12 protein-coding genes are annotated in these 13,018 nt (G+C 64.2%); 9 read left to right on the top strand and 3 right to left on the bottom strand.

Annotated features, from left to right (window positions below; translation table 11 throughout):
- Positions 1–33: 33 nt before the first annotated feature.
- Entirely contained in the window at positions 34–948 is a 915-nt protein-coding gene (locus TS85_RS19205) for a LysR substrate-binding domain-containing protein (RefSeq protein WP_044334371.1), read from the bottom strand.
- 95 nt (positions 949–1,043) lie between these two features.
- Here TS85_RS19205 and TS85_RS19200 point away from each other — a divergent pair, with 95 nt between their 5' ends.
- The 9 genes from TS85_RS19200 to tnpC all read left to right on the top strand — a co-directional run bounded on the left by TS85_RS19200 (position 1,044) and on the right by tnpC (position 10,937).
- The gene (locus TS85_RS19200) at positions 1,044–2,066 is read left to right on the top strand and encodes a 2-oxoadipate dioxygenase/decarboxylase family protein (protein ID WP_044334370.1); all 1,023 of its coding nucleotides are present in this window, start codon (positions 1,044–1,046) and stop codon (positions 2,064–2,066) included.
- A 71-nt stretch (positions 2,067–2,137) separates the two neighbouring features.
- Positions 2,138–3,487, top strand: coding sequence for an FAD-binding oxidoreductase (locus TS85_RS19195; RefSeq protein ID WP_227698808.1), 1,350 nt, complete (start codon positions 2,138–2,140; stop codon positions 3,485–3,487).
- Positions 3,488–3,491: 4 nt separating this feature from the next.
- A complete protein-coding gene (locus tag TS85_RS19190) occupies positions 3,492–4,700 on the top strand; it encodes an aspartate aminotransferase family protein (RefSeq protein WP_044334368.1) in 1,209 nt (402 codons plus the stop codon).
- Positions 4,700–5,704, top strand: a complete 1,005-nt coding sequence (locus tag TS85_RS19185) for an arginine N-succinyltransferase (RefSeq protein ID WP_044334366.1) — start codon at positions 4,700–4,702, stop codon at positions 5,702–5,704. The genes TS85_RS19190 and TS85_RS19185 overlap by 1 nt, the downstream gene beginning before the upstream one ends.
- Positions 5,701–7,107 carry a succinylglutamate-semialdehyde dehydrogenase gene (gene astD, locus TS85_RS19180; RefSeq protein ID WP_044334364.1) on the top strand — a complete coding sequence of 469 codons (1,407 nt, stop codon included), beginning with the start codon at positions 5,701–5,703 and terminating at the stop codon, positions 7,105–7,107. Before TS85_RS19185 ends, astD begins: the two co-directional genes overlap by 4 nt.
- Before the next feature lie 62 nt (positions 7,108–7,169).
- Entirely contained in the window at positions 7,170–8,330 is a 1,161-nt protein-coding gene (locus tag TS85_RS24855; RefSeq protein WP_407082126.1) for a hydrolase, read from the top strand.
- A 273-nt stretch (positions 8,331–8,603) separates the two neighbouring features.
- On the top strand, positions 8,604–8,978 hold the full coding sequence (gene tnpA / locus TS85_RS19170) for an IS66-like element accessory protein TnpA (RefSeq protein ID WP_044334361.1): 375 nt from the start codon (positions 8,604–8,606) through the stop codon (positions 8,976–8,978).
- Positions 8,975–9,322: an IS66 family insertion sequence element accessory protein TnpB gene (gene tnpB, locus TS85_RS19165; RefSeq protein WP_044334359.1), complete on the top strand. Its 348-nt coding sequence runs from the start codon at positions 8,975–8,977 to the stop codon at positions 9,320–9,322. Before tnpA ends, tnpB begins: the two co-directional genes overlap by 4 nt.
- 121 nt (positions 9,323–9,443) lie before the next feature.
- Positions 9,444–10,937 carry an IS66 family transposase gene (gene tnpC / locus TS85_RS19160; RefSeq protein ID WP_044336661.1) on the top strand — a complete coding sequence of 498 codons (1,494 nt, stop codon included), beginning with the start codon at positions 9,444–9,446 and terminating at the stop codon, positions 10,935–10,937.
- Positions 10,938–11,251: 314 nt separating this feature from the next.
- Here tnpC and TS85_RS19155 read toward each other — a convergent pair whose 3' ends face one another.
- Both TS85_RS19155 and TS85_RS19150 read right to left on the bottom strand, forming a co-directional pair.
- Positions 11,252–11,704 (bottom strand): MarR family winged helix-turn-helix transcriptional regulator, encoded by a 453-nt coding sequence (locus TS85_RS19155; protein WP_077228704.1) that lies wholly within the window; start codon positions 11,702–11,704, stop codon positions 11,252–11,254.
- 116 nt (positions 11,705–11,820) lie between these two features.
- A complete protein-coding gene (locus TS85_RS19150) occupies positions 11,821–12,942 on the bottom strand; it encodes a PepSY-associated TM helix domain-containing protein (RefSeq protein WP_162184747.1) in 1,122 nt (373 codons plus the stop codon).
- Between the last annotated feature and the right edge of the window lie 76 nt (positions 12,943–13,018).

Raw genomic sequence — 13,018 nt, 5'->3', positions numbered from 1 at the left:
GTCTACACCCACCCGCGCAGGTCTCATTAGCGCTCAGCTTGTGAGGGACGAAGCTTCTATTTCTGCATGGTCTGCGATCCAATCCCGGAACATATTAACCGATACATCGTCGGGTCGATCAAGACGGGTGACAAGGTAATAGGCATCGTCGCTCGACAGGGTTTGCGCAAAAGGCTGCACCAAAGTCCCAGACTTAATTTCAGGTTCGATCAAGAACCGTGGGATCAGGGCGGCGCCTGCACCGGCTGCAGCCGCCTGCGCAAGCATAAGGAACTGCTCGAACTTGGCGCCAACGATCGTTTCCGGACAGGCTATGCCGCAACTCGCGAACCATCGCGACCAAGCAGTGGAGCGGGAGGACTGCGAAAGCAGTGGCAGGCCAACGAGATCCTCCGGCGAAGCAACCCTATGAGCTGCGAGCCAATCCGGCGCCGCGACGACGATCGCCTCTTCACGAAAGAGAAAAAGATGCGATCCGTTCGGCCAGTCCGGTTGCCCGAAATGCACTGCAGCATCAAACGTCTCGTCCCTCAGATCAAAGGGAAGCGACCGTAGGGAGAAGCTGACCGTCATGCCTGGATGACGAAGGGTCAACTCGGGCAGTCGCGGGGCAAGCCATCGCATTCCGAAGCTGGGCAGCGTAGCAATCAAAAGTTCTCGACCTTCGCGGTGCCGCAGAGCCCGCTCGGTTGCTGCGCGAACGCGGTCGAGAGCAGGGCGGATCTGGTCAGCATAAGCCTGCCCTGCGGAGTTGAGCGAAACGCGCCGCCCGCGCCGATCGAACAGCGGGGTCTGCAACCAGTCCTCAAGTATAGCGACCTGCCGGCTGACGGCACTTTGAGTCAGTCCCACTTGTTCGCCTGCGCGCGAGAAGCTGTCATAGCGAGCGGCTGCCACAAAAGTGTTGAGCGCGGACATCGGTGGCAGGAGGCGCCGGCTCTCACTCATGCCAAAACGTCATTTGTAGATGATCCTAATCGATTTCGTGAATCACTATCACAGGTTCATAAGGTCCTCAATTGGCCCAAGGGAGTTCCTCAAACATGATCGTTCAGAATGAATGCGGTGCGCTAGCACTGGCCGGGACACTTCTAGATGAAAGCCGCCGGGATTACATTGAGAACCTGCTTGAGCCGATGGTGCCCGCAGCCCAGGCCGACGGTCAGGGCGTAACTCGCTCCTGCTTCGCTGCGGCACTGAACCTCGTCCTGTTCGCCGACCTTCTTTACCGCGTGCCGAGCGGTGCAACTTATGTCGACGATGTGCGCTGGTCCGGGGGCAAGGTCTGCTTCGATCATGGTGCAATCCGAACGATTCGCTTCCCGGATGGCATGACTGGGCTGCTGCCGCAGGGCGAACTTGCCTTCCGGCGCATCCTAGAGCCCCTTGGCTACGAAGTCGCCGCTATCTACCCGCTTCCTACCCTGAAGATGACGGGCCGGGCCTATCGTCATCGTGATTTTCCCGAGACGATCCCACAATTCTTCGTCAGCGAACTGCATGTCGAGGAGTTCGATGAGGCGTTCGGCGCGGCGGCGCAGCGCGTGTTCGGCACCTCGCAGGATCCGCTCGATGCGGCTGCAAACGCCGCGCTGGCACGTTTCGCCGCTGGGCAGGCGCTGTCCTTCGAAGAAGCGAGGCGGGTGCTGCCTACTCTCGTGCGAGCGTTCGATCGCCAACATGCCCAGCCCTCACTTGCCGATTACGAAGTGCTGAAGATCGTGTCCAAGGAAGCAGCTTGGATCGCCACCGAAGGTAACGCCTTCAATCACGCGACCGATCGTGTCCCCGACATCGACAAGCTGGCTGCGGAACAAAAGGCAATGGGGCGACCGATGAAAGAAAAAATCGAGGTCTCGCGCAAGGGACGTGTCCGGCAGACCGCTTATCGAGCTGACATGATCGAAAGGAAGTTTTCCACGCCTGAAGGCGACCAGACCCTTTTTGTTCCAGGTTCGTTCTATGAATTCATAAGCCGGGATCTTGATCCCGATACAGGCGTCCTCGACCTTTCCTTCGACAGCGGCAACGCGACCGGAATCTTCCACATGACTAAGGCGGCATGAGCACCTCCCTGCCATCTAATGAGGGGGTCCTCGAGCGTTTACGGGGCATTGTGGGAGCATCCAATGTCTTGGTGAACTCCGATGATCTGGCCGGTTATCGTATGGACGGTCGCGGTATGGGCGGCGGGCTACCGCTAGCCGTAGTGCGGCCGGTCGATGAACAGGGCGTATCTGCTTTGGTACGACTGACAGCGGACGAGGGTTTGCGTCTCGTGGTACAAGGCGCCTGCACTGGGCTGGCGGGCGCTGGTCTCGCGGAAAATGGTGATCTAGTCATCAACCTCGACCGCCTTTCACGCTATATTTCGATCGACCCTGAGAACCGGACCGCGACGGTTGATGCCGGCGTGCGCCTGTCCGCATTGAATGCAGCGGCTGCTGAACACGGCCTGTTCTTCCCAGTGGATCTTGGCGCCGATCCATCGCTGGGCGGTATGGTTGCCGCCAATACGGGCGGTGCAAGACTGCTGCGCTATGGCGATGTGCGCGCGAACCTGATGGTGCTCGACGTCGTCATGGCGGATGGCAAAGGCACGCGACTGACGCTGGGCGCGCCGCTGTGGAAGAACAATACCGGTATCGACCTGAAGCAGCTGCTGGTTGGGAGCGGCGGGTCGATGGGCATTGTCACGCGGGTGACAGTAGCGCTTCAACCTCTGCCATCAGTTCAGCTGACCGCGATGGTGGCCCTGCGCGATCCGCACAAAGTTCTGGACCTGCTGCGGGTATTGGAGGGCGGTCTGGGCACCCTGTTGACTGCATTCGAAGGAATTGGCCCCAAAGCATTCGAGGCAGCGCTAGGCCACGTCCCGGGTCTGCGCGCGCCGTTCGCACCCACCCCGCCTTATGTCGTGCTGCTGGAAATCTCCGCAGGGGCGGCGTTCGAGGCCGAATGGCTGGAAGAGCAGCTTGCCGAACTGCTCGCGCCGCTGATGGAGGGTGATGATGCGCCGATCCTGGATGTCGCAATCGACCATCGCGACGGCCTGTGGGCCATCCGGCATGCCGTCCCCGAAGGGTTGCGCGCCAGCGGCACCGTCGTCGCCTGCGATATCGCCTTGACGCGCGGCCAGGTGATGCGCTTCCGCGACGATGTAGCTGCCCGGATTGCGACAGAAGTGCCGGCACTGGTGCCGCACGATTTCGGTCACATCGGCGATGGCGGCCTTCATTATAACTGTGTTTGGCCGCGTGATTCTGGTCCGGTCGACGCTGCCGCCGTCGAGCGCGCACGGGCTATCATCTTCGACACTGTAGTGCGTGAATACGGCGGCAGTTTCAGCGCCGAACATGGCATCGGCCCACGCAATATCTCGAATTATCGGCGCTTCGTGTCTGCTCGTGTCAGGAAGCTGACGGGCGCTGTGCAACGTCTTTTCGCACCCGTCCCCGGCGGGCGCATCGATTTCGGAATGGAGTGAAGCAATGTCGAACGAGCTGATGGCGGTCTACAACCGCGCGCCCGTCGAAGTCGAGCGCGGTGAGGGCGCGTGGCTGCACGCCGCCGACGGGCGCGTATTTCTCGACCTTGTGCAGGGTATTGCCACCAACGGCCTTGGCCACACGCACCCCGCGCTCGTTTCTGCGCTGACCGCGCAGGCGGGCAAACTGTGGCACGTCTCCAACATCTTCCGCATCCCGGGACAGGAGGAACTCGCGCGCAAGCTGACGCAGAACTCGTTCGCGGACGTGGTGTTCTTCGGCAACTCTGGCTCAGAAGCCGTCGAATGTGCGCTGAAGGCCGCGCGCCGCTACCATTCGGTCAATGGTGCGCCGGAGCGGATCGATATCTTCGGCTTTGCGGGTTCGTTCCACGGGCGCACCTATGCTGCGGTCAATGCCTCGGGCAACCCGTCGTACCTCGATGGTTTTGGCCCGTGCCTGCCGGGCTACGAGCAGTTCCTCGTCGATGACATGGATGCCATCGAAGCCGCCATCCACCGCCCTACCGCCGCTGCCGTTATCGTCGAGCCGGTACAGGGTGAGGGCGGCGCCCGTGCACTGGATGAGGCATGGCTGCGGCGCGTACGCGAGCTATGCGACGAGACCGGCACGCTGCTAATATTCGACGAGGTCCAATGCGGTATGGGCCGCACCGGCAAACTCTTTGCGCACCAGTGGTTCGAAGGTGTTGAGCCCGACCTGATGGCGGTGGCCAAGGCGCTGGGCGGCGGCTTCCCGGTCGGCGCGTGCCTTGCCAGCGCGAAGGCGGCGCAGGGCATGATCGTGGGCGTCCACGGTTCCACCTTCGGCGGCAATCCGCTGGCGATGGCCGTCGCCGGCGCCGCGTTTGACATCATCGCTGCGGAAGAGACGCTGGCCAACGTTCGCGACGTCTCGGCGCACCTTAAGGCTGCGTTGAGCGAACTCGTGGCCCGCTATCCCGACATCGCCGTGGACGTGCGTGGCAAGGGGCTTTTGGTCGGCGTCAAGCTCGTTACCAACAACCGCGAGATGATGGCGATCGCGCGCGATCACGGCCTGCTGATCGCGGGCGGCGGCGAGAATTGCGTGCGCATGCTGCCTTCGCTGCTGCTGACCCGCGAGGAAGCGGACGAGGCCGTGGTGCGCCTTGAGGCGACCTTTGCAGCTACTCGAACGAAGGCCGCCGTTCCGGCGGATGCGGCGGCCTGATGCTGGTTGTCCGTCAGGCGGGCCCCGCCGACATCGATGCTCTGATGGAACTGGCGTACCTGTCCGGCAGAGGCTTCACGAGCCTGCCGGAGGACAGGGGCGTTTTGTCCGAACGCCTGTTGCTGTCGCAGGCGAGCTTTGCGGGGGACGTCCTCCCTCGCCAAGCCTGGTTCGTGCTGATGCTCGAGAACACCGAGACAGGGCAGGTCGATGGTCTTGCCGCCGTCAAGGGCGGGGTGGGCATCCAGCGCCCCCATTTTTCTTTCCGCGTGGTGACGATGGAGCAGTACTCCTCCGCGACCGAGACGCGCTTCGATCACAAGGCGCTTGTGCTGGTGAACGAGTGCGGCGATTGTTCGGAGGTCGGTACGCTGTTCCTGCGACCGGGCAAGCGTCAGAGCGGGGCCGGATCACTACTGGCCCGCTCGCGATATCTGCTGATCGGCACTGAACGCGATCGGTTCTGCGATACCGTAATGGCCGAATTGCGCGGATGGTTCGATGACGCGGACAACAGCCCGTTCTGGGATGGCATCGCCAGCAAATTCTACCGCCTGCCGTTCGAGGACGCGGACCGCATGATCACGTCCACCGACGGCCAGTTCATTCGCGACCTTGCCCCGCGTCATCCGATCTACCTCGAACTGGTCAACGCGGATGCCCGGGACGTGATCGGCGCCGTTCACCGTCATGGCGTTACGGCGAAGCGGATGCTGGAGAAGGAGGGTTTTCGCCATTCCGGCCTCGTCGATATCTTCGATGGCGGACCGACAATGACGGCGCCGCGCGATTCCATTCGCACTCTGGCTCGGGCACGCATGCTGCCCTGGCGCGTGGGCGATGTGGAAGATGCCGAGTTAGCGCTTTTGTCGACGACGGCAATCCAAGGATTTCGTGCAACCCGCGCGCCGGCGCGGATCGGTGCCGACCACGTTCTCGTTTCCTCCGCCACGCTGGCTCTTCTGGGGTTCAACGACGGCGCCTTGGTTCAGGTGAGTGCATGACCCAATTGCTGCGTTCGATCGATCCCGCCAGCGAGGCGGTCGTCTGGGACGGCTCGGCGGCCACGCCCGCCGAGTGCGGTACCGCCGTGGAACGTGCCCGCGCCGCCTTCCCGGGTTGGGCCGCGACCCCGCTGGAGGAGCGCATTGCACTAGCCCGCCGCTACGCGGATGCCCTCAAGGCAGATGCTGTTGGATTGAGTGAAATTCTCTCGCGCGAGACTGGTAAGCTGCTCTGGGAGACCCGCGCCGAAGTAGCCGCGATGGTAGGCAAGGTGGAAATCTCCATCACTGCACAGGCCGAACGTGCAGGCAGCCGCGAGCAGACGATGCCGTTCGGCCGCGCCGTTCTGCGACATCGCCCGCATGGGGTTATGCTGGTGCTGGGCCCCTACAACTTCCCTGGCCACTTGCCGAACGGGCACATCGTTCCTGCGCTGCTGGCCGGCAACACGGTGGTCTTCAAGCCCTCCGAGGAAGCCCCTGCCACGGCGGAGCGCATGATGCAGGCGTGGCGAACGGCGGGCTTGCCCGAAGACGTGCTGCAGGTTCTACAGGGCGGGCGGGAGACGGGCGCGGCACTGGTCGAGGCCGACATCGATGGTCTGCTATTCACGGGTTCTGCGGGTGCGGGAGCGCATTTCCGGCGCCTCTTTGCCGATCGTCCGCATGTGATACTGGCGTTGGAACTGGGGGGCAACAATCCGATGTTGGCTTGGGACGGCGATGAACAGGCGATCGCTTCTCTGGTCGCACACTCCGCGTTCGTCACCACCGGTCAGCGCTGTTCCTGCGCGCGCCGCCTGATCGTTCCCGTCGGCGCGGACGGTGACCGGTTCGTTGAAGCTGTGGTGGATCTCGCCGCCCGCCTGCCGGTCGCGGCATGGGACGAGGCTGGCGACGCCTTCATGGGCCCGCTGATCTCCGCCCGCGCTGCAGATGCGGCGCACGATGCGGTGGAGGGCCTGATTGGTAACGGTGCGCGGGTGCTGCTGCCGTCACGCCCGCTGGAAGAGCGTAGCCGCGCGTTCATGGCGCCGGTGGTCCTGGAGACGACAGGGCTTGCGATGCCCGACAGCGAAATCTTTGCGCCCGTCCTCCAGGTACGCCGTATGCCCGACTTCGACGCGGCCATCGCTGAAGCCAATGCCACGAACTACGGTCTCTCCGCCGGGCTGGTCAGCGCAGATGCGCAGTTATGGGAGCGCTTTGCGGCAGGGTCGCGCGCGGGCGTGGTTAATTGGAATCGACCGACCACCGGCGCGGCGTCCTCAATGCCGTTCGGAGGCCTGGGAGACAGCGGTAATCATCGGCCCAGTGCCTACTATGCCGCCGACTACTGCGCTTGGCCCGCAGCCAGCTTCGAGGCCGGCATCGTGGAGACACAAGCGCTTCCCGGGCTGTGATCGATACCGCCCAACTGGTCGGCACCGATCGGGCCGTGGTGGAGGCGGCGGCCTCCGCGCCCATGCTCGATCAGGTCCTCGAATGGTCCTCCATCAACAGTGGTTCGGGTAACATGGCAGGTCTTGCCAACATGGCGGATCGGTTGTGCGATGCGTTCGCGGTGCTGCCGGGACGGCTAGAACGGCTTCCTGCGCATGCCAGCACCGTGATCCGCGGGGACGGCTGCGAAAAGCGAGTCCAATTCGGCGATAATATCCTCCTCACCGTTCGGCCGGAGGCGCCGATCCAGCTTCTCCTCACCGGACACATGGACACGGTATTCGCCGCTGATAGCGCATTTCAAGACTGCACGTGGCGCGCGGAGGGCCTTCTAGTAGGTCCCGGCGTCGCCGACATGAAGGGCGGCATTGCCATCATGCTGGCGGCGCTGCGCGCGCTCGAACTCTCGCTGCTGCGCGAGCGGATCGGCTATCAGGTCGTACTCAACAGCGATGAGGAGATAGGTTCGCAGGGATCGGCACCTCTGATCGCAAATGCTGCGCGCAATAAGCTTGCTGCATTCACTTATGAGCCATCTGCGCTCCCGGACGGCACGCTCGCCGGCGCGCGACCAGGTAGTGGCAATTTCTCGATCATCGTGACTGGACGCAGCGCACATGCAGGGCGCAACCCCCAAGACGGCCGTAATGCGTTGCTGGCCGCGGCCGATATCGCGCTCGGGCTTGAAGCAATGGTCCGCGATGGTCTGAGCGTTAATCCTGCGCGCATCGATGGTGGCGGCCCGCACAATGTCGTGCCTTCCCATGCGGTTCTGCACGTCAATATGCGCCCACGAAGCCCTGAACATAAGCGTTTGGCCGAGATCGCCTTGCAGGCCATCTTGGATGATGTCTCCCGATCTCGCGATATCGGTGTTCACGTTCACGGCAGCTTCACGCGCCTACCCAAACCGCTGGACGAACCTACGCTTGCTCTGCTTCGCCTAGTTCAGGACTGCGGCAAAGCACTGGGCCAGAATATCGGATGGCGCGACACGGGCGGGGTTTGTGATGGCAACAATATCGCAGCTTGTGGGGTTCCGGTGGTGGATACAATGGGCGTGCGCGGCGGCGCAATCCATTCTTCCGACGAATATTTGATACCGTCCAGTCTGGCTGAACGTGCCTCGCTGTCCGCGCTCCTTCTATGCCATCTTGCCCGTGAGGGTATGCCTTCATTCTAATACCGGCCGGCGGTTGGCGCTCACGAAAGATATGACTCGTGAGCCAAGTCGGTAGATAGAGCTGAGTAAGCGCAGGCCCGGCAGCCATGGAGGCAAGCCGTACCTGGTGGTCGACAACACGCTGATCGGCTGGCGGGGATGCCTGACCAAGGTAAGCGCGGTCTGCAGGCCGCCTTGCGGCATCGTCGATAGCCGGGATGCTTGCCGCCTTTGACGAGGGCGGTGGTGGTGCAGGAAGTTTCGGGTTCGACGACCAGTCATAGGAGCACTCGTATGACTGGTCGCATGGAGGTCGTGGGCCGGGTGTCGGGCCGGCGGCGCTGGTCGGACGCGGAGAAGCTGGAGATCCTGGCCGAGGCGTTCCAACCCGGCGTTCGGGTCTGCGATGTGATCGCCCGGCGCGAGGTGTCGAGCAGCCTGATCTATACGTGGCGCAAGCAACTGCGCGAAGGCAGGCTGGCCGGGGCTGCGCCTTCGCTGCCGGTGTTTGCCGAGGTTCGGCTCGCCGAGCCGATCGTGCCGGCGTCGCCGCCGGTTCCGTGTTCGTCGGGGCGCATCGATATCGCGTTGCCCGGCGGCGTGCGGATCAGCGTCGACGGCGGGGTGGATGCGGAGGCGCTGGCGCGGGTGTTGTCGGTGCTGCGGTGAGCCCGGCGCCGTTGCCGACGCGGGTATACCTGGCGTGCGGCGTGACAGATATGCGCAAGGGCTTCGACGGGCTGGCGGTGCTGGTGCAGCAGGTACTGGCGCAAAACCCGCATTCGGGCGCGCTGTTCGCGTTTCGCGGCAAGCGCGGGCATCTGGTCAAGCTGCTCTGGTTCGACGGGCAAGGCCTTTGCCTGTTTTCGAAGCGGCTCGACCGGGGCCGTTTCGTCTGGCCGGTGACGGCGAGCGGCACGGTGGTGCTGACGCCGGCGCAATTGTCGATGCTGCTGGAGGGCATCGACTGGCGCCGTCCGGAGCGGACGTGCACGCCGACGCTGGCGGGCTGAAACCGGCGGTTTTGCGTCGGTTTTGCTCGCCTGAAGCGCTGCGATCTGCTAGGAAATCCGGGTGCCGGAAGCGCCCGTTTCCCCTGCCGATGCCACCGCGCGGATCGCCGCGCTGGAGGCGATGCTCGCCCGGGCCAATGCCGCGCTCGCCGCGCGCGATCTGCTCATCGACAGCTTGCGCGGGCAGATCGCCCGGCTGCGGCGGATGCAGTTCGGCGCCTCGTCCGAGAAGCTGGGCCGCGAGATCGAGCAGCTCGAACTGGCGCTGGAAGAGCTGGAAGCCGAGCGCGACGCGGCGCCGGTAGAGGAGCGCCCGTCGGAGGCGACGGCGCGGCCGGCACCGGTTCGCAGCCTGCCGGCGCATCTGCCGCGCGAGGACGTTGTCCACGAACCGGCCTCGGGCACCTGCACCTGCCCGGATTGCGGCGGCGCGGTGCGCCGGCTGGGCATGGATGCCCATGAGATGCTCGACGTGGTGCCGGTGCGTTGGCGGGTCGTGCGCAACATCCGGCCCAAATATAGCTGCCGGGTCTGCGAGAAGATTGTCCAGGCACCCGCGCCGGCCAGCGCCGTCGCGCGCGGCAAGGCCAGCTTCGCCACGCTCGCGCATGTCGTGGTATCCAAGTTCGAGCACCATCTCCCCTTGTATCGCCAGGCCGAGATGATGGCGGCGCAAGGGCTCGATATCGACCGCTCGACGCTGGCCGGCTGGGCCGGACAGGCCGCAGCGTTGCTCGATCCGGTCGTCGCCCGCATCCGCGACGAAGTCCTCAAGGCCGACAAGATCCATGCCGACGACACGCCGGTACCGGTGCTCGACCCCGGCCGCGGCAAGACCGCAACCGGGCGGCTATGGGTGTACGCGGCCGACGACCAGGCCTCGGGCAGCACGGCGCCGCGCGCGACCTGGTATCGCTTCACGCCGGACCGCACCGGCGCGCACCCGCTGGCGCATCTCGCCGGCTTTCGCGGATTCCTCCAGGCCGATGCCTATGCCGGCTATGACGGGCTGTATCGGGGCGGCGTGACTGAGGTTGCCTGTTGGGCACATTTCCGGCGCAAGATCTTTGACCTGCATGAGCGCACCTCCACGCCGTTGACTACCGACATTCTGGAGCGGATCGGCGCGCTCTACGCCGTCGAGGCCGAGGTGCGCGGCCAGCCGCCGGATATCCGGCACCGGGCACGGCAGGAACGCAGCAAACCGCTGGCCGAGGCCTTGCGCGAAGTGCTCGACACCGCGCTGCGTCGCCTGTCGCCCAAGTCCGACATGGCGAAGGCAATTGCGTATGGCACCAAGCGCTGGCCAGCGCTGTCGCGCTTCCTCGACAACGGCCGACTGGAGATCGACAACAACATCGCCGAACGCGCGCTACGCGGCGTCGCCATCGGCCGTCGCAACTGGCTGTTCGCCGGCTCGCGCGTGGGCGGTGAACGCGCCGCAGCCATCTACACCGTTATCCAGACCTGCAAGGCGAGCGGCATCGACCCGCAGGCCTATATCGCTGACGTCATCGCCAAGGTTGCCGGCGACTGGCCCGCCGCGCGCTGGGACGAACTCCTGCCGTGGAACTGGACCCCGCCAGCGGAGCAGCCAACCGCGCAAGCCGCATAATCTGCGGCCTGCAGACCGCGCTTACTGACCAAGCGCCGCAGGCAGATAAGCTGGATCGACTGCTGTTCACGACAGTGACAGCGCAGCTCACATCCAAGGCAGTAACGGTCAAGGCAGGCACGCTGGTCGATGCGACCATCATCGCCTCTGCCAGCGAGGACGATGGAGATGCGCGCTGGGTCAAGCACAAGGGAAAGCGAGCCGCTCACGGCTTCAAGGCCCATGTTGGGGGCAGATGCCGATACGGCGCTGGTCGAGGAAGGAGTGCCCCGAACCGGAATCATGGGAGCTTCGGGAATTTGGCTCCGTTATGTTCAGAATCCGATGCCGCTCAGTTTCTGGGCACAGAGGATGAAAATTTCGCGCTCGTCATCGGATAAGGGCTCGAATATCTTGTCCTGTACCTCGTTTATGCTCTCTTCCATGCGTTCGAGCAGGTCGATCCCGCTCGCCTGAATCTCCAGTTCATAGGCCCGGGCATCACGTGACGAACGCTGCTTCTTCACCAGCCCCTTGGCCACCAGTCGCTGAACGATGCCGACCAGCGTATTGCGGTCGACTGCGGTCAGATCGGCCATGTCCTGCACGCTGGCCCCGGGATGCCGGAACACGGCGAGCAGCATGGCGAATTGCTGCCGGGTCAGGTCGAACTCGCCGGCATGGTGATGGAATATCTCATGGCTGCGCTGGTGGCACCGGCGTAGTAAATGACCGGGGGACCGGCTCAGTTCGAAATTCTCGAATGGAATCGTGGTTTTTGATGTCATTTCGGCAACTCTCCAACTCTTATTCTATCATGTCCGTTCTTGGCGGATAGGTGCCCGGCATACGCCGCAACATGCAGGCCGGTGGCGGGCGCGTGCGCGGGATCAATTCCTTTCCATCATGTCCGGCGCATCCGGCGGCGGCGCAGGGTGTGCCCCTGAAGCCAGAGCAGCAAGCCGGTGACGGCCAACAGGGTGAGCACCAGTCCCGACAGGAAAACGATGATCTGGCCGGCCAGGCCAAATCGTCCGGCGTGGATCGTCATCATCAATCCCGCCGCCCGTTCGGCGCGGTCGGGGCGCGGCGCGGGACGGAGCGAGGCAGAGCCCGTGCGGTCGTCGATCATGATCGTGACCGGGCGAGCCGATGGCGCGGCAAGGCCTATTGCCCATAGGCCCTTCGCGTCGTCCGGGAAGAAAATGCTCGTCAACCGGGCATCCGGCGTCGTCAACGTCCGGGCGCGGCGTACCGCCTGATCGGCATTGAGCATGGTAGAGGCGGCCGGTCGCGTGGTCGGCGGCCCTTCGCTGGCCTCGGTCCGTCCTGACATGCTGCCGGGGGAAACGATCTGGGCGAACAGGGTGGGCAGGGCAAGCCATGCGCCGGTAAATGCCTCCACCAGCAATATCAGGGCGACGATTGCCCCCGCCTGACGGTGCAGGTTCATGGAACGGCTGAATTGCTTGCGCCAACGCAGCCCCTGCCGCACCGATCGCAGGCCCGGCCACCAGAGCCACAGGCCGATCGCGGACAGGGCAAGCAACCCGGCGCCGAGTAATGCGACGACGATGCGCCCGCCCTGCTTCAGCAGCATATGGCCGTGCAGCGCGTGTAAGGCCCAGATGAAGCCGCCCGCTCGCTCCTGCCGGTCGAGCAACTCGCCTGTTTGCGGATGCAGCCAGAGCTGGACCCGGCTGGCGGGGCCAAGGCCGAGCGGAGGCCGTCCCCGTGCTTCACCGGCGACCAGGATGGCCCCTTGGCCCTGCATCACCCGCAATCCGCTGATCCGATCGCCCATCGGCAAAGCCGCCGCCGCCTTGGTCAGGAAGGCTGTGTCGGGGACGAAATCGCGGTTCGAAACGCTGGGATAGCGTGCGGGGTGCGCCATGGCGTCGAATGTCGTGGGCCAGACTAGCAGGGCGCCCGTCAGGCCGAAAGCCGCCATGAACAGCAACCCGGCCAGCCCCATCCAGCGATGGATTTTTAGCCAGAATTGCCGGATTTGTGCCTTGCGGCTCAATCGCGGCCCGGCCGGCCTGGCCCGATCTGCTGCGCTTTGCATATCTGTTCTTTCGCCCCCACCCTGATCGCTGAAT

This window comes from Sphingomonas hengshuiensis, assembly GCF_000935025.1.
Lineage (GTDB): Bacteria > Pseudomonadota > Alphaproteobacteria > Sphingomonadales > Sphingomonadaceae > Sphingomonas > Sphingomonas hengshuiensis.
Note: the sequence above shows the minus strand (reverse complement) of the source record. Positions and strands in the feature narration are given on the sequence as shown.